A 16,440-nucleotide genomic window follows, 5' to 3' on the forward strand; every position below is an offset into this window, starting at 1 on the left:
AACCAAGGTATCTACCGTGCGATCAGTTCTTTGCGCAGCCCTCGTTTCGATGCTCGTCCTGCCGACCGCCTTCGCCCAGTCCGCGCCCGTGACCAAGCCGAGCGGCCTCGTCTTCCAGTCGGTGACCGAAGGCAAGGGTCCGTCGCCCGCGGCGTCCGACGTGGTCAAGGTCCACTACCGCGGCACCTTCCCTGACGGCAAGGAGTTCGACAGCTCTTACAAGCGAGGCGAGCCCACCGAGTTCCCGCTCAACGGCGTGATCCCGTGCTGGACCGAAGGCGTGCAGCTGATGAAGGTGGGCGGCAAGGCCAAGCTGACCTGTCCACCTGCCATTGCCTACGGCAAGCGCGGCGCCGGCGGTGTGATTCCGCCCGACGCCACGCTCAACTTCGAGATCGAACTGATCTCCGTCAAGGGTCGCTGAGATCAGGCGGCGGAGCCACCGTCGACGTTGAGCGAGACGCCCGTGATGAAGCTGGCATCCGGGCTCGCGAGGAAGGCCACCGCGGCGGCGATCTCTTCGGGACGGCCGAAGCGGCCCATCGGGATGGCCGCCTTCTGAACGGCCGCGAAATCGCCGTTCTCGGGATTCATTTCGGTGTTGATCGAACCGGGTTGCACCGTGTTGACCGTGATGCCGCGCGGCGCCAGGTCCCGCGCCCAGCCGCGGCTGTAGGCGGCCACTGCGGCTTTGGTGGCGGAGTAGTCGGCCACGCCCGGCCACGGTGAATGGTCGGCGGCGCCAGATCCAATGGAGATGATGCGGCCGTTGTCGCTGAGCAGCGGCACTGCGGCACGCACGGCGGCGGCAACGCCGCCCACATTGATGGCGAACTGGCGGTCGAAAGCCGCGATGTCGGTGTCCGGTGCGCCGACCTGGCCAATGACGAAAACGCCCGCGTTGTTCACCAGGATGTCGAGCCGGCCGAAGTGCTCGGCGGTCTGATTGACCAGGGCCTCCACCTGCAGCGGATCGGCCTGATCGGCCTTGAACGCGGCTGCGCGCACGCCGAGTTGCCGCAGTTCGTTCACCAGCGTTTCGGCGCGGTCGGCGGAGGCCGAGTATCCGATGGCGACGTCCGCGCCGTCACGCGCCAGGCGGCGCGCGATGGCCGCGCCGATGCCGCGCGATCCGCCGGTGACGAGGGCGACTTGCTTCGAGAGGGGTTGAGTCATGGTGTTCTCCAGAGAGTGGGTGTTGCGATGGGATGGAGTTTGGGATCGCACCCGCTTCGGACCAAGACGGTGGCCGTGACTTGTTTATTCACGATTCGCTAATAATCCGGCGATGGACCAGATCGCCGCCATGCGCGTGTTCGCCCGGGTCGTCGAAGCCGGCACCTTCACCCGTGCGGCCGACTCGCTGCAGATGCCCAAGCCCAGCGTCACCAAGCTGGTCCAGCAACTCGAAGCGCATCTGCGCGTAAAGCTGCTGCAGCGCACGACGCGGCGGGTGACGGTGACGCCCGAAGGTGCGGCGTACTACGAGCGCACGTCGCGCGTGCTGGCCGAGCTGGAAGACATCGAGTCCGATCTGACGCATGCGCAGGCCAGCCCGCGCGGGCGGTTGCGCGTGGACATCGGCTCATCCCTGGCCAACCGCATCCTGATTCCGGCGCTGCCGCAATTTCATGCGCGCTATCCCGACATCCAGCTCGAACTCGGCGTCAGCGATCGGCCCGTGGATTTGATCGGCGATGGCGTCGACTGCGTGATCCGCGGCGGTGCTCTGATGGACCAGTCACTGGTCGCGCGCCGCGTCGCGCAGTTGCCGTACGTGAGTTGCGCGACACCCGACTACCTGAAGCGCCAAGGCATGCCGAATGAACCGGCCGATCTGATGAACGGGCACAGGGTGGTGAGCTATTTCTCGTCGCTCACGGGACGGCCCTTTCCGCTGCGCTATGTGCGCGGCGAGGAAACCTTCGAGATCAACGGTCACACCGCCGTGGCCGTGAACGAAAGCACCGCGCACGTGACAACGATATTGTCCGGTCTCGGCATGGCGCAGACCTTTGCCTTCATGGCGAAGCCGTATCTCGACAGCGGGGAGCTGGTTGAAGTGCTGCCCGGCTGGGAGCCGCCGCCGCACCCGGTCTACGTCGTCTATCCGCCCAACCGCCACCTGAGCGCCAAGCTGCGCGCCTTCGTCGATTGGGTTGTGGAGGTCTTCACGCCCTATGGCACTGCCTAAGTCGCGGCTAGAAGGGTTGGAATTGGTACAGCCAGGTTTCGGACAACGTCTGGTCGCCGTTCTTCAGGTAGAGCCGCATGTCGACCGGCTCCGTGCCCTCGGCCGTGAAGTCGAACTGCGCACGCCAGTGGCCCGGCACGCCGTTCGGCACCGCTTCGGCAAAGATGTACGAGAACTTGCCCCGCGACGCCGTCAGCACCAGTTCGGGCTTGACGCCGAAGGGCAGCGATTCCAGCGGTTTGCCGATGAACTCGACCATGAACTTGCGCACCCCTTGCGGGCGCGGCTGACCAGGCTGGCCGCCGCGCCCGATCCGCGTGGCCACGGTGCGCGCCAGTGGCGACGGGAAGGGCTCTTCCGCGCTCCAGTGCAGCCGGTACTTGATGTTGTAGCTCGACCCCGCAGCGGCGGGCGCCTTGGGCACCCAGCAGGCGAGGATGTTGTCGTGGATCTCGTCGTCGGTCGGGATCTCGATGAGTTGTACTGACCCTTCGCCCCAATTGCCCAGCGGTTCGACCCACAGGCTGGGGCGCTTCTCGTAGTAGACGCCGTCCTGGTAGTGGTCGAAGGCGCGGTCGCGCTGCAGCAGGCCGAAGCCGCGCGGGTTGGTGTCGGTGAAGGCCGAAGCGCGGGTCTGGGTGGGGTTGTTCAGCGGTCGCCAGATGCGTTCACCGGCGCCGTTCCATATCGCCAGGCCGTCCGAATCGTGCACCTCGGGGCGCCAATCGATTCCGGTGGGCTTCACCGACTCGGAGTACCAGTACATCGAGGTCAGCGGCGTGAGGCCGAAGCGGGCCACGTCGCGGCGCAGGAAGAGGCGTGCGTCGATGTCCATCAGCACGGCCTTGTCGCGCTGCAGGACGAATTTGTAAGCGCCCGTGATGCTCGGGCCTTCGAGCAGCGCGTAGATCGTCATCGAATTGGATGCGTCCGATGCCGGGGGCTCGAAGTAAAAGCGCGTGAAGGTCGGGAATTCCTCCGGGCGATCTGGCATGGCTGCATCGAGCGCAATGCCGCGCGCAGAGAGCCCGTACTGGTAGAGCTCGCCGATGGCGCGAAAGTACGACGCGCCGAGGAAGGCGGCCCAATCATTCGTTTGCCAAGGCAGCTTCTTCTGGTCCCCCAGGCGGCTTTCCTGCAGGCGGAAACCGGCGAAGCCGGCGCCGTCCTTCAATTGCCGCGCGGGGCTGTCCGCGGGCATGGCGAAATACGATGCGTCGTAGACGATCTCGCGTGCGAAGCCGTCGCCGCCAGCGCTTTCCAGAACGAACATGTGCACCGGCGTCTGGAAGTAGCGCCCGAGGTGAAAGAAGGTCACCGGAAACTGGCCAGGTCCGTCCTTGAACAGGGCGTTGTCGGTGTTGAACTTGATCTTGCCGTGCGCGTCGTAGTCGATGCGCTCGAGCACGCTGGCCGGTAGCGAGGTGTCGGCAACGTAGGGCTTGGCGCCCAGTGACTTCGCCAATGCAACAAGACGTTCGAAGGAGAAGGGCCGGGGTTGGCTGAGTGTGAGTCCACCGGCCGCAAAGGCGTCGGCAGGCAGTCCGAGAGCGGCGAGCGCCAATGAGGCGCCGCCGGCGGTGAGGAAGGAACGGCGATCGGTCATGTGGACCAAATGTTAACGAGGCCCGGCACCGCGCCCCGTAGGCCAAGCGCTGAAGAAAAAACGGGCTGGCCGGCGCTGTCCTACGATCGAATTCGAAAGCAAGACCCGGAGTGCACCGTTGCCGGCTGATGCCTACAGTGAACGCATCGATCAATCACCAGACTGAAGGATGCATATGAACATGAGCAATCCCAACGAAATGCGGGCCCTCGCCACCGTAAGCGACTCCCGCTGGGCGTCCGTGCTGGCCCGCGACCCGGCGGCCGACGGCCGCTTCTTCTACTCGGTGAGGACCACGGGCGTTTATTGCCGGCCTTCGTGCGCCGCGCGCTCCGCCCGACCCGAGAACGTGGAATTCCACGCGACGGCCGCAGACGCCGAACGCGCGGGCTACCGCCCCTGCAGGCGCTGCAAGCCGGATCAGCCGGCGCGGACCGAGCAGCACGCGGCTGCGATTGCCGATCTCTGCCGCATCATCGAGCGTTCGGAGCAGGCACCCAGGCTGGACGAACTCGCCGAACGCGCGGGGTGGAGCACCTGGCACCTGCATCGGATCTTCAAGGAGATCACCGGCGTCACGCCCAAGGCGTACGCAGCGGCCCACCGCGCGAGCCGGGTGCGGCAGGAACTGGCCCGCAGCGATACGGTGACCGATGCCATCTACGACGCCGGCTACAACTCCAATGGCCGCTTCTACGAGCGCTCGAACGAGATGCTCGGCATGACGCCCACCGCATGGCGAGCCGGAGGCGCCAACACCGACATCCGCTTTGCAATCGGCGAGTGCGCGCTGGGCGCCATCCTGGTTGCGCAAAGCGAACGTGGCGTTTGCGCGATTGCTCTGGGGGACGACCCCGATGCGCTGGCGCGTGATCTGCAGGACCAGTTTCCGCAGGCGCGCCTGATCGGCGGCGACGCCGGCTTCGAGGAACTGGTGGCCAAGGTGGTCGGCTTCGTCGAGGCGCCGGGGCTGGGTCTGGACTTGCCGCTCGACGTGCGCGGCACTGCCTTCCAGCAGCGCGTATGGCAAGCCCTGCGCGAGATTCCGGCCGGCACGACCGCGAGCTACAGCGACATCGCAAAGCGCATCGGCGCACCGAAATCGATGCGGGCTGTGGCCCAGGCCTGCGGCGCCAACACGCTGGCGGTGGCGATCCCGTGCCATCGCGTGGTGCGCAGCGACGGCAGCCTGTCGGGCTATCGCTGGGGCGTGGAGCGCAAGAACGCGCTGCTGCAACGGGAGGCGAAGCGGGCATGAATGCACGGGACACGAATGTGCCGGTCGCTCGGGTCGCTGCGATCGACTGGGCGCAGGCGAGCGGCGATCTCGATGAACAGGGGAACGCGGTGATACCGGGCCTGCTCACGCGGGCCGAATGTGAAATGCTCGCTGCGATGTACGTGTTGGATGCTCCGTTTCGCAGCCGCGTCGTGATGGAGCGGCATGGCTTCGGCCGCGGGGAGTACAAGTACTTCGCGTACCCGTTGCCCGATCTCATCGCGGGCTTGCGGGAGGCGATGTACCCGCATCTCGCGCCGATCGCGAACCGCTGGAACGAGGTCATGGGCATCGACGTTCGCTTTCCCCCTCGGCATGCCGACTTCATCGCACGATGCCATGCGGCGGCGCAGACGAAGCCGACGCCCTTGCTGCTGCAGTACCGGGCCGAGGACTACAACTGCCTGCATCAGGACCTGTACGGCGAGCACGTCTTTCCGCTGCAACTCGTGATCCTGTTGTCCGAACCGGGCCGCGACTTCATGGGCGGCGAATTCGTGATGACCGAGCAACGCCCGCGCATGCAGTCACGGCCGATGGTGCTGCCGCTGCGGCAGGGCGATGCAGCGGTGATCGCGGTGCATCACCGGCCGGTGCAGGGGACGCGTGGCGTGTACCGGGTCAACTTGCGGCATGGCGTGAGCAGGGTGCTGTCCGGGCACCGGCACACGACAGGCATCATCTTTCACGACGCGGCATGACGGCAGATCTGTTCGACACCGTTGCAGAGCCGACAACCCCTTGGGTGGAGCCACTTGAGCCCGGGGCGACGGTGTTGCGTCAGTTTGCGCGGCCCTCCGAGGTGGCGTTGCTGGATGCGGTTCGGCAGGTGATCGACGAGTCACCGCTTCGGCACATGGTCACGCCGGGCGGCTTTCGCATGTCGGTCGCGATGACCAACTGCGGCGAACTGGGATGGGTCACCGATCGCACGGGCTACCGGTACGACGCGATCGATCCCGAGACGGGCCGGCGCTGGCCGCCCATGCCCGCCGTATTCTCCCGGCTGGCGAGCGAAGCGGCTGCGCAGGCAGGCTTCGATCGCTTCGCGCCGGATGCCTGCCTCGTCAACCGCTACGTAGCGGGAACGCGGCTGTCACTGCATCAGGATCGGGACGAGCGCGACTACACCCAGCCCATCGTTTCCGTGTCGCTGGGCCTGCCTGCGGTGTTCCTCTTCGGCGGGGCGAAGAGGGCGGACAAGGCGCGGCGCATACCGCTCGCTCATGGCGACGTGGTCGTCTGGGGTGGACCGGCGCGTCTGCATCACCACGGTGTGCTTCCCTTGAAGGAGGGCTCGCATCCATTGATGGGCGACTGCCGCATCAATCTCACTTTTCGCAAGGCGGGTTGAGGGCGCCTCGCCGATCGCTACTGGGCGGACGCCACCGAAGTCGTGTCGCCGGTCAACCAGGCGAGTGCTTCGATATTCGCGCTCAAGGACGTCGCCGCCTCGGCGAGTCGCAGCTCACCCTTCGCAGCCTCACCGCTGACGATTCCCGCCGCGGACGCCAGGGTCACCGCGCCGGCCAAGATGAAGTTCCATGTCGTGTTCATTTGCTGCCTCTGTGAGACACGAGTCTGAGGCCATTCGCACGTGCTGGTTCGAGGCAAAACGAACTGCAGTGTTCGCTTCGGGGAAACAATGGCGTGTCGTTCAGGCTCCGCGCAATGCGAGGGCAAGGCGGGGTGCGAGCTTCCGTGTCTCGCCGACCGCGGTCACGAAGAACTCGTCCTCCGGCATGCCCTGGGCGCTGCGAAGCTCCGCGAGCTTTCTCGGCGGCTCGTCCAGGGCCTCGTCGGTCAGCGTGAAGACGCCCCAGTGGATGCCGAGCGAGCGCTTGGCGCCGACGTCGCCGTGGATCTTCAGCGCTTCCTCGACGTCGACGTGCTGCTTGCTCATGAACCAGCGCGGTGCGTAGGCGCCGATGGGGATCAGCGCAATGTCGAATCCGCCGCCACGCTCGGGCGTCTGGCGATCCTGGAAGTGCCGGCGGATATCGGTGAAATCGCGCGAGTAACCCGTGTCGCCGGTAAAAAGGAGATGGCAGTCGGGCGCGAGGGCCGCAAAGCCCCCCCAAAGAGTCGCCATGGCGTCGCCAGGGCTGCGCGAGGACCAGTGCTGCGCCGGGACCAGCGTCACTTCGACATCGCCGCCAGGTGACGGCACGCGGAGGCTGTCCCACCAGTCGAGTTCGACCGCATTGCGGATGCCGCGCGCGGCCAGCCATGGCTTGAGACCCAGCGGCACGACGAACAACGGCGCTCCGCCCGCCTGCCGGTTGAGTGCCAGCACCGACGCCGCATCCAGATGGTCATAGTGGTTGTGAGACACCAGCACCAGATCCACGTGCGGCACTTCCGCCAGGGCGATGCCGGGCGGGGTGTGGCGCTTCGGACCCACCAGCCGCACGGGCGATGCCCGCTGCGAGAACATCGGGTCGGTCAGCACGGTCAGGCCGCCCATCTGGGCCATGACCGTGGCATGGCCGACGTAGGTGACGGCCGGTGTCATTTGCACACCGGCGAGCGCGTTGGCGTGCAGCCAGGCCAGTTCGGGCGTCACCCTCGGCGTGGGTGCCAGCGGCGGCGGTGGCAGGTGGTCGCGGATGGCATCCCTGCGCCAGCGCAGCAGTTCCGAGAGGCTCTTCGGCTGGTATTCCGTGTAGTTGTTCTGGAAGCCGCGCGCACGGTGGTGCGGCTTCTCTGGGTCGTGATAGGGATTCATGCTTCGCCGCAATCTATCCGGCGATCAGTTTTTGCACCAGTTCGGCAGTGGTCGCCGCGGCGTACTTGCGCATCAGCCGCGCGCGGTGGATTTCCACGGTACGGTGGCTGATGGCGAGGGCCTTGCCGATCTCCTTGGAGGTGCGCCCCTGCATGACCTGCGCCGCCACCTCGCGCTCGCGCGGCGTGAGTTCGGCCTTGACGGATCGGCGCGAGCCCAGGTCCTCGAAGGTCCAGATGCCCGCCTCGTGCGGTGCGGCGCGGTTGAGCGCCTGGCCGCTCACGTGGCACCAGAAGGTTTCGCCCGCGAAAGCGCCGTGCAGGTTGCCGAGTCTTTTCATCATGCGGTTGTCTGCGTAACGCCCGCTTGCATTCAGGATGGGCTCCATCCGCTTGCCGATACGCTCGAATTCGACGACGCTCGGGTACAGCACCTGGAACGACTGGCCGACCAGCGCACTACGCGTGGCGCCGAACATCTCGCACAGCCGCGCGTTGCAGTCCACGATGATGCGATGGCGCGACAGAACCATGCCCACCGGCGATTGCTCGAAGGCGAGCCGGTAGTCGATGGCCGTCAGATCGGTGTCGGGTGTCTCCATTACGAATTACTACGTATGCCTGTACGTAGTATCGTCTGAGACTCTGAATCAACCATCACCCAGCGAGGAATCATGGCGAACAAGATCTACCCCTCCGCGGACGCGGCGCTCAAGGGTGTCGTGGCCGACGGCCAGACGCTCGCCGTCGGCGGCTTCGGCCTGTGCGGTATCCCCGAAGCGCTGATCGAGGCGCTGCACGATTCGGGTGCGAAGAACCTGACCTGCATCTCCAACAACGCGGGCGTCGACGGCTTCGGCCTCGGCAAGCTGCTCGAAACCCGCCAGATCAAGAAAATGATCGCGAGCTACGTGGGCGAGAACAAGGAATTCGAGCGCCAGTACCTCGCGGGCGAACTCGAGCTCGAATTCACGCCCCAAGGCACGCTGGCCGAGAAACTGCGCGCCGGAGGCGCCGGCATCCCGGCCTTCTTCACCAAGACCGGTGTGGGCACGCAGGTTGCCGAAGGCAAGGAACTGCGCGAATTCGATGGCGAGACCTACGTGATGGAACGCTCGCTGGTGCCCGACGTCGCGCTGGTCAAAGCCGACGTGGCCGACAAATCCGGCAACCTGCGCTTCCGTCTGACGGCACGCAACTTCAATCCGGCCGCGGCAATGGCCGGCAAGATCTGCATCGTCGAGGTCGAGAAGATCGTCGAGGTCGGCGAACTGGCGCCGGACGACATCCATCTGCCAGGCATCTACGTGCACCGCATCGTGCTCAACAGCAATCCCGAGAAGCGCATCGAGAAGCGGACGGTGAGCGCTGCGGCACCGGTCGACGCAGTGGCCGCCAAGGTCGAGGCGCAGGCCGTCATCGCGCAAGCCGCGGCCGGCAGCGAAGTCCCGGCCCCCATCAAGAACAGCAGCAAAGGAGCCTGAGATGCCCTGGACCCAAGACCAGATGGCCGCACGCGCGGCGCAAGAACTCGAAGACGGCTTCTACGTCAACCTCGGCATCGGCATCCCGACGCTTGTCGCCAACTTCGTCGGCGACAAGGAAGTCTGGCTGCAGAGCGAGAACGGCATGTTGGGCATCGGCCCGTTCCCTACGGAAGACCAGGTCGACGCCGACCTGATCAACGCCGGCAAGCAGACCGTGACGACCTTGCCCGGGAGTGCCATCTTCGGCAGCCACGACAGCTTCGCGATGATCCGCGGCGGCAAGATCAACCTGTCCATCCTCGGCGCCATGCAGGTGAGCGACAAGGGCGACCTCGCCAACTGGATGATCCCCGGCAAGATGGTCAAGGGCATGGGCGGCGCGATGGACCTCGTGGCCGGCGTCAAGCGTGTGATCGTGCTGATGGAACACGTCGCGAAGAAAAAGGACGGCACCGAGGACCTCAAGATCCTCGAGCAGTGCACGCTGCCGCTGACGGGCGTGGGCGTGGTCGATCGCATCATCACCGACCTTGCCGTCATGGACGTGGTGCCGCAAGGCCTGAAAGTCGTTGAACTGGCGCCGGGCGTTAGCTTCGAGACGCTGCAGGCCAAGACCGGGACCAAGCTGATCCAGTGAGGCAAAGCGCCGCAAAGCGTCGTATGACGTGAAGGGCAGGGCCGTGTGAACGTGCCCTGCCTTTTTTTTGGAGAGCAGGACATGAATGCGACCGAGGAACTGAACCGGATCTGGAGGCTTGCCGGCATGCCGCCGGAAGCGTTGGCTTTTGTGCGTCTTGATGGCGCCGACCCGGTATTGCCATCGTCGTTCGCCGTCGGGACCGCGGCGCAGAGCACCATCGCCGCTGCTGCGCTTGCCGCCTGCGAGCTGGGCCATGCACGTGGCACACCGCGCCAGCAGGTCAGCGTTGAGATGCTGCATGCGGCGCTGGAATGCACGGGTTGGTTCAGCGTGGACGGAAGGGTGCCGGATTTGTGGGATGCGTTCTCCGGGCTGTATCGGGCGTCCGACGGTTGGGTGCGTATCCATGCGAACTTCGCGCACCACCGGGACGGGGCGCTGCGGCTGCTAGGCCTCAATCCACAGACCGCGCAGCGTGCGGATGCCGAAGCGGCGATGCAGTCGTGGAAAGCACTGGAGTTCGAATCCGTGGCGGCCGTCAAGGGGCTGGTGGCGACTGCCCTGCGGCACTTCGATGAATGGGACGTCACGCCGCAAGGTGCCGCGTTGGTGTCGCAGCCACTGTTCACCATCGAGCGAATCGGCGATGCGCCGGCGCTCGATCTGCCGCCGCTTTCCGCAGAGGCGAGGCCGTTGTCGGGCGTGCGGGTGCTGGATCTGACGCGCATCCTTGCCGGCCCTGTGGGCGGTCGCGCGCTCGCGGCGTATGGCGCGGACGTGATGCTGATCAACTCGCCGAACCTGCCCAACATCGAAGCCATCGCGGACACCAGCCGCGGCAAGCTGTCGGCCCATGTCGATCTGCAAACGGAGGTTGGCCGCGGTGCATTGACGGCCTTGCTGCAAGACGCACATGTCTTGATCCAGGGCTATCGGCCCGGCGGCATCGCGACGCTGGGCTTCGGTGCGTATCAGGCGGCGCAGGTGCGGCCGGGGATCGTCTACGTCTCACTCTCGGCCTACGGAACCCACGGCCCCTGGGCAGATCGCCGTGGCTTCGATTCGCTTGTGCAGACCGCGATGGGTTTCAACCATGCAGAGGGTGAGGAGGCCGGTGATGGAAAGCCAAAGCCGTTGCCGATGCAGATCCTCGACGAGGCGACGGGCTACCTGATCGCGATGGGCGCGTCCGCGGCGCTGTGGCGTCAGCAGCGCGAGGGCGGTAGTTGGCACGTGCAGGTGTCATTGGCTCAGACAGGTCATTGGCTTCGCGGGCTGGGCAGGGTGGCTGGCGGGCTCCGGATTGAAAGGCCCGACAAGTCGCCGTACCTGGAAACATCGGCTTCGGGATTTGGGAAACTGTGCGGGGTGCGTCACAGTGCGCAGCTTTCACGTACGCCTGCATTGTGGTCGCGGCCTTCGATGCCGCCTGGGAGTCATCTGGCAGTTTGGACATAGGGGGTGGCGTCGTCGCCCCCCCGACGGCAAGAAAGTCTCACCCCTTCCCCAACATTTCAATCAGCCGAGCAAGCGCCACCGAAGGCGTCCCTTGCCACACCAAGTGCGTCCGATTGGCACGCATGCGTTCCGGCAAGGGATGCTGGTGAACATCCGCCGTGGCGCGCAGCGCCTTGAGCACCGACACGGGCACGATCGCAAAGCCGGTCCCCGCGGCAACGCACGCAATCATGGCCTGGTAGGAGGAGAACTCCAGCGAACGCGAGGGTGCGACGCCACCCTTGCCGAGCCACTGTTCAAGCAGTCTGCGGTACGAGCACCCTTGGGCGAAGGCGATGAGCGTGGTGTTCGTCAGATCACCCGGCTTGGTGACAGAGGCAACGCTGCGTGCCGTGATCAACACCAGTTCTTCTTCGAAGACGGCCATCGCTTCGAGGCCTGATGCTGTGAAGGGTTCGGACACGAACGCCGCCTCGACCTCGAATGCGCTTACCCGCTTCAACAGCGCGCCGGTAGTGCCCGTCACCAGCTCGACGACCACCCCCGGATAGAGCTTGTGAAAGCGCGACAGCACGGGCGCCAGACGACTGCCCGCCGTGCTCTCGAGCGAACCGAGCCTGAACGTTCCGAGCGGGAGATCGCTGCGCAATTCGCTTTCGGCTTCGTCCGCCAGGCGCAGCAGGCGATCGGCGTAAGGCAGCAGCTTGTGTCCGGCCGGCGCCAGCGCGAGGGTCCGGCCTTGGCGATGGAAGAGCTTCTGGCCAAGTCGCTCCTCCAACTGCTGGATGCGGGTCGTCACATTCGACTGCACGCGGTTGAGCTTGTCCGCCGCACGGATCACGCCGCCCTCGGCCACGACCGTGCGGAAGATCTCCAGGGAATCCAGATCGATAGTTCTCATAAAGCGAATGAATGTTCTGAATAATTCATTTGTGGCGCATTGGCATTTTGCGTCTAATGACTGCCCATGTCGAACCCTTCCTTCGCCGTAGCGCGACCCTCTTTCTTCGCCGTCTGCGCCGCAGGCTTGATGGCGTTGGCCATTGCGATGGGCATCGGGCGCTTTGCCTTCACGCCGATGCTGCCGCTGATGATTCGTGCAGGCAGCGCCGACGTGGCAGCGGGCGGGTGGCTCGCCGCGGCCAACTACGCGGGATATCTGCTGGGCGCGATCACGGCGGCACGTATTCCGCTCACGCCGCAGCGCATCGGTCTGGTGTCACTCCTTGCGATCGTCGTCTCGACTGCGGCGATGGGTTGGACCGGGTCGGTGGCCATCTGGCTGGTGCTCCGTTTCGTCGCGGGGGTGGCAAGCGCATGGACGCTGGTCAGCACCAGCGTCTGGTGCCTGGCCTGGCTTGCGCGCCTGGAACGGCCGGCCGGCGCTGGCCTCTTGTATGCGGGTGTCGGGGTTGGCATCGCGATGGCCGGCCTCTACTGCTGGCGCGCCGGTGCGGCGGGCGTGCAGCCGGACATGCTCTGGCTGCAACTCGGGGCGCTCGCGCTCGCAGGTCTGCTCGTGGTGGCAGCACTGATGCCGCGCGACGCAGGCGCTTCGCACTCAGTCGCCCGCGAAGCCGCGACGACCCACCAGGCGCCATCCCGCGGCACGCCGTGGAGCCTCGTCCTCTGCTATGGCGTCCTCGGCTTCGGGTACATCCTGCCTGCGACCTTTCTCCCCGTGCTGGCTCGCGCGGTGGTTGACGATCCTTCCATCTTCGGTGCCGCGTGGCCCGTGTTCGGTGCCGCAGCAGCGGTGTCCACGCTGTTTGCCAGCGCGGTGCTAGGTCGTGTCTCCCGGCGCCGTGTGCTGGCGGGAAGCCATGTGCTGATGGCGGCCGGCTGTCTGTTGCCGGTGCTGCACCTGTCCGCCTCGACCGTGCTCGCAGCGGCTCTGCTGGTGGGCGGAACCTTCATGGTTGCGACCATGGCGGGCATGCAGGAGGCCAAGGCGAGTACCGTCGGAGATCCGACGCGAGCGCTCGGCCGCATGACCGCCGCTTTCGCGATCGGCCAGATGGCCGGGCCCGTGCTGTCCTCCGCATTGAGCGGCAGGGCGCAGGGTTTCGGCGGTCTCTTTGCTGCGCTGGTCGTCGGTGCCGTGGCCCTGCTGGGCAGTGCCGTGTGGCTGTTCCGCGAGCCGTCCCGAATCTGAATATACGAAAGGAACCCCGTCATGTTTCAACAAGGCCATACCGTCCCCTGGTCCGAGCGCCTGCCGATGCCGGCTGCCGAGGCGATGTCGGATGCGCAGCGCGCTGCAGCGCAAGCACTGATCGACGGGCCGCGCAAGGCTGTCTTCGGCCCCTTCGTTCCGCTGCTGCAGAGTCCGGTGCTGATGGAGCGCATCGGCAGCCTGGGCGAGTACCTGCGCTTCGACAGCACGCTCGATGCGCGTCTTCGCGAGCTCGTCACCTGCGCGGTCGCGCGCCACGTCGGCAATCAGTTCGAATGGGTGTTGCATGCGGCGGCGGCGGTCAAGGCCGGCGTCAGTGCCGAAGCGGTTGAAGCCCTGCGGCTCGGGCGCCGCGCTGCACCGCTGGCCGACGACGAGCAGCTTGCACTCGACTTCGCGATGGAACTCCTGCAACACCACGGCGTTAGCGAGCCGACCTACGCTGCCGCCGCAGAACGCTTCGGCGCCAGCACCGTCGTCGAACTCAGTGCCCTCGTCGGCTACTTCACGATGGTCTGCTGGGTCATGAACGTAGCGCACACGCCGGTGCAAGGGACAGAGGGGCAGCGCGGGCTCGAAGCTTTTCCGTTGTAGCCCTCTTTGCGAGTCAACGGGTCCATGCACCATCCCGCAGGGTATCGGCCTCGAGTGCAAGCACCGCGTCTGCAAGGGCTTGAACGCCTTGCTCGGTCAGATCGCTCGTGTCGACGCGGGAGCGATCCGACCAGGCCTTGAAGTGACGCGCCTGCGAGCTCGCGTAGTGCGGGTCGTAGTGCTGTGTCATCAACTCGGCGAACAGCGGCGCCAGTTCTCGCGCACGCGCCCAGGCTTGCCAACGCTGCACCGTCTCCTTGCCCTGCAGTTCCTTGAGCAATCCCAGCTGCGTGGCGAGCGCCTCGCCGTCTTCGCCCAGGTAGGCATAGTCGCGCAGCAGATAGTCCAGTCGCGCTGGCGGCGTTGCAACGATTTCGATGCAGGGGCTGGTACGCATTCGCGAGACCAGCGACACGGGCAGTGCAATGCGGCCGATGCGCGGGCTTTCGCCTTCGACGTACAAGGGCCGATGCAGATCGACGGCTTCGAGAACTTGGGCGATGCGCGTCTCGAAGTGCTTCTGCGACGGCTGTGCCACACCTGGTAGCGCACCGAGCAGTGAACCCTTGTGTTTCGCGCAATCTTCGAGATCCAGCACCTGGGCGCCTCGAAGGGCCAGCGCCTGCAGCACGCGTGTCTTCGCACTGCCCGTGGCGCCGCAGATGATTCGCAATGGCAACTGCGGGCACAGCGCTGCGAGCCGTTCAATCACGTGGTGGCGAAAACTCTTGTAGCCACCGGCCAGTTGCTGGGCGTCCCAGCCGACCAACCGCAGCCACGTCACCATCGATCCGCTGCGCAAACCGCCGCGCCAGCAATAGACAAGCGGCTTCCAGGTCGCGGGCTGGTCGGCGAACCGTTCTCGCAGGTGTCTGGCGAGATTGGCGGCCACCATCGCACCGCCGACGCGCCTGGCCTCGAACGCGCCGCGCTGCTTGTAGAGCGTGCCGACGATGCGGCGCTCATCGTCGTCGAGGACGGGGCAGTTGATGGCGCCGGGGATATGGTCCAGCGCGAACTCGGAAGGCGAGCGTGCGTCGATCAGGGTATCGAAGGCGTGCAGGTCGGCCACGCGGATGGGAGGGCGTTGCATGAGCGGTTCAGGAGCGGTTCAGGAGCGGTTCAGGAGCGCTTCTGGGCGCTCGTGGCTGGCACAATGCCGATCCATCCCGGTGGCTTCGCTGTCTTCATCATCATGGAACAGATAGCTCTCACACAGTTTTCACACGGAGGGGGTTGCGGCTGCAAGATTGCGCCGGGCCTTCTGGCGGAGATTCTGGCACGCGCCCCGCAGGGCATCGTGCCGCCCGAGTTGTTGGTTGGCATCGAGACCAGCGATGACGCGGCCGTCTACCGCCTCAATGACACACAGGCCCTGGTCGCGACCACCGATTTCTTCACGCCCATCGTGGACGATCCGTTCGACTTCGGTCGCATTGCCGCGACGAATGCGCTGTCGGACATCTACGCCATGGGCGGCACGCCGATCATGGCGCTGGCGCTCGTCGGCATGCCCATCGACAAGCTGCCGCCCGAGGTGATCGGCCGTGTGCTGGAAGGCGGGGCCAGCATTTGCCGCGAAGCCGGCATCCCCATCGCGGGCGGTCACAGCATCGATGTGCTCGAGCCGATCTATGGACTGGTGGGGTTGGGGTTGATCCATCCCGATCGCGTGCGGCGCAATGCGGACGCACGGCCGGGCGACGTGCTGGTGCTCGGCAAGCCTTTGGGCGTGGGCATCCTGTCGGCGGCGCTCAAGAAGGGGTTGCTCGACGAGACGGGGTACGCGCAGATGCTGCGCCATACGACGCAACTCAATCGCGTGGGCATCGAACTCGCGGTGCTCGACGGCGTGCATGCGATGACCGACGTCACCGGCTTCGGCCTCGCTGGCCACCTGCTCGAAATCTGTCGGGGGGGGAAGTTGCGCGCGCGCGTGCACCTCGACGCATTGCCGACCATCGATGCCGCGGTCGCCTTCGCGAAGGACGGCATCGTGACCGGCGCCTCCGCTCGCAACTGGAACGGCTGCGGTTCGCAGGTTGCCTGGCCATCGCATGCCGAGCCATGGCAACGGGCATTGGTTGCCGATCCGCAGACCAGTGGCGGGCTGCTCGTGAGTTGCCGAGCCGAAGCCGTGGATGCCGTGCTTGCGGCCTTCGTTGCCGCCGGCTTCGAACAGGCGTCGCGCATCGGAACCCTTCATGCGCTGGACACCCGGGCGCCGCCGGGCATAGAGTTCGACACATAAGCGCGGAGTACGAATGGGAGGAACGCTG

Annotated in this window: 18 protein-coding genes; 11 read left to right on the forward strand and 7 right to left on the reverse strand. The window is 65.9% G+C overall.

The genetic code is table 11. The features are described from left to right. Positions 1-16 precede the first annotated feature (16 nt). Positions 17-424, forward strand: a complete 408-nt coding sequence (locus QTI24_RS00215; RefSeq protein ID WP_286597592.1) for an FKBP-type peptidyl-prolyl cis-trans isomerase — start codon at positions 17-19, stop codon at positions 422-424. Between the two features lie 2 nt (positions 425-426). Here the strand turns inward: QTI24_RS00215 and QTI24_RS00220 are convergent, their stop codons facing one another. Further along, positions 427-1,176 carry an SDR family NAD(P)-dependent oxidoreductase gene (locus QTI24_RS00220; protein ID WP_286597593.1) on the reverse strand — a complete coding sequence of 250 codons (750 nt, stop codon included), beginning with the start codon at positions 1,174-1,176 and terminating at the stop codon, positions 427-429. 112 nt (positions 1,177-1,288) lie between these two features. Between QTI24_RS00220 and QTI24_RS00225 the strand changes: the two genes are divergently transcribed. After that, positions 1,289-2,194, forward strand: coding sequence for a LysR family transcriptional regulator (locus QTI24_RS00225; protein ID WP_286597594.1), 906 nt, complete (start codon positions 1,289-1,291; stop codon positions 2,192-2,194). 7 nt (positions 2,195-2,201) lie between these two features. On the opposite strand, the gene QTI24_RS00230 is transcribed toward QTI24_RS00225, so the two are convergent. Then, positions 2,202-3,800 (reverse strand): OpgD/OpgG family glucan biosynthesis protein, encoded by a 1,599-nt coding sequence (locus QTI24_RS00230; RefSeq protein ID WP_286597595.1) that lies wholly within the window; start codon positions 3,798-3,800, stop codon positions 2,202-2,204. A gap of 175 nt (positions 3,801-3,975) precedes the next feature. Here QTI24_RS00230 and ada point away from each other — a divergent pair, with 175 nt between their 5' ends. The 3 genes from ada to alkB are packed head-to-tail and all read left to right on the forward strand — an operon-like array spanning position 3,976 to position 6,433. Then, positions 3,976-5,058: a bifunctional DNA-binding transcriptional regulator/O6-methylguanine-DNA methyltransferase Ada gene (gene ada / locus QTI24_RS00235; RefSeq protein ID WP_286597596.1), complete on the forward strand. Its 1,083-nt coding sequence runs from the start codon at positions 3,976-3,978 to the stop codon at positions 5,056-5,058. Further along, complete coding sequence (locus QTI24_RS00240) at positions 5,055-5,780, forward strand: 2OG-Fe(II) oxygenase (RefSeq protein WP_286597597.1); 726 nt, start codon at positions 5,055-5,057, stop codon at positions 5,778-5,780. Before ada ends, QTI24_RS00240 begins: the two co-directional genes overlap by 4 nt. Continuing rightward, positions 5,777-6,433: a DNA oxidative demethylase AlkB gene (gene alkB / locus QTI24_RS00245; protein ID WP_286597598.1), complete on the forward strand. Its 657-nt coding sequence runs from the start codon at positions 5,777-5,779 to the stop codon at positions 6,431-6,433. The genes QTI24_RS00240 and alkB overlap by 4 nt, the downstream gene beginning before the upstream one ends. A gap of 17 nt (positions 6,434-6,450) precedes the next feature. Here alkB and QTI24_RS00250 read toward each other — a convergent pair whose 3' ends face one another. The 3 genes from QTI24_RS00250 to QTI24_RS00260 form a co-directional block, all read right to left on the reverse strand. After that, complete coding sequence (locus QTI24_RS00250; protein WP_286597599.1) at positions 6,451-6,636, reverse strand: hypothetical protein; 186 nt, start codon at positions 6,634-6,636, stop codon at positions 6,451-6,453. Between the two features lie 100 nt (positions 6,637-6,736). Further along, on the reverse strand, positions 6,737-7,807 hold the full coding sequence (locus QTI24_RS00255; RefSeq protein WP_286597600.1) for an MBL fold metallo-hydrolase: 1,071 nt from the start codon (positions 7,805-7,807) through the stop codon (positions 6,737-6,739). A 13-nt stretch (positions 7,808-7,820) separates the two neighbouring features. After that, complete coding sequence (locus QTI24_RS00260) at positions 7,821-8,387, reverse strand: LuxR C-terminal-related transcriptional regulator (protein WP_286599218.1); 567 nt, start codon at positions 8,385-8,387, stop codon at positions 7,821-7,823. Between the two features lie 93 nt (positions 8,388-8,480). On the opposite strand from QTI24_RS00260, the gene QTI24_RS00265 reads away from it, so the two are divergent. From QTI24_RS00265 to QTI24_RS00275, 3 genes are all read left to right on the forward strand, one after another. Beyond that, positions 8,481-9,290 (forward strand): CoA transferase subunit A, encoded by an 810-nt coding sequence (locus tag QTI24_RS00265; protein ID WP_286597601.1) that lies wholly within the window; start codon positions 8,481-8,483, stop codon positions 9,288-9,290. A 1-nt stretch (position 9,291) separates the two neighbouring features. Beyond that, a complete protein-coding gene (locus tag QTI24_RS00270; protein WP_286597602.1) occupies positions 9,292-9,930 on the forward strand; it encodes a 3-oxoacid CoA-transferase subunit B in 639 nt (212 codons plus the stop codon). An 81-nt stretch (positions 9,931-10,011) separates the two neighbouring features. After that, positions 10,012-11,391 (forward strand): CoA transferase, encoded by a 1,380-nt coding sequence (locus QTI24_RS00275; RefSeq protein WP_286597603.1) that lies wholly within the window; start codon positions 10,012-10,014, stop codon positions 11,389-11,391. A gap of 37 nt (positions 11,392-11,428) precedes the next feature. On the opposite strand, the gene QTI24_RS00280 is transcribed toward QTI24_RS00275, so the two are convergent. Continuing rightward, entirely contained in the window at positions 11,429-12,292 is an 864-nt protein-coding gene (locus QTI24_RS00280) for a LysR family transcriptional regulator (protein WP_286597606.1), read from the reverse strand. Between the two features lie 66 nt (positions 12,293-12,358). Between QTI24_RS00280 and QTI24_RS00285 the strand changes: the two genes are divergently transcribed. Next, entirely contained in the window at positions 12,359-13,546 is a 1,188-nt protein-coding gene (locus QTI24_RS00285; protein WP_286597607.1) for a YbfB/YjiJ family MFS transporter, read from the forward strand. 21 nt (positions 13,547-13,567) lie between these two features. Continuing rightward, the gene (locus QTI24_RS00290) at positions 13,568-14,161 is read left to right on the forward strand and encodes a carboxymuconolactone decarboxylase family protein (protein WP_286597608.1); all 594 of its coding nucleotides are present in this window, start codon (positions 13,568-13,570) and stop codon (positions 14,159-14,161) included. Positions 14,162-14,174: 13 nt separating this feature from the next. Here QTI24_RS00290 and mnmH read toward each other — a convergent pair whose 3' ends face one another. Continuing rightward, positions 14,175-15,254, reverse strand: coding sequence for a tRNA 2-selenouridine(34) synthase MnmH (mnmH, locus tag QTI24_RS00295; protein ID WP_286597609.1), 1,080 nt, complete (start codon positions 15,252-15,254; stop codon positions 14,175-14,177). A 102-nt stretch (positions 15,255-15,356) separates the two neighbouring features. On the opposite strand from mnmH, the gene selD reads away from it, so the two are divergent. Further along, positions 15,357-16,412 (forward strand): selenide, water dikinase SelD, encoded by a 1,056-nt coding sequence (gene selD, locus QTI24_RS00300; RefSeq protein WP_286599220.1) that lies wholly within the window; start codon positions 15,357-15,359, stop codon positions 16,410-16,412. The last annotated feature ends 28 nt before the right edge of the window (positions 16,413-16,440 follow it).

Source organism: Variovorax sp. J22P240 (genome assembly GCF_030316855.1).
Taxonomy (GTDB): Bacteria; Pseudomonadota; Gammaproteobacteria; order Burkholderiales; family Burkholderiaceae_C; genus Variovorax.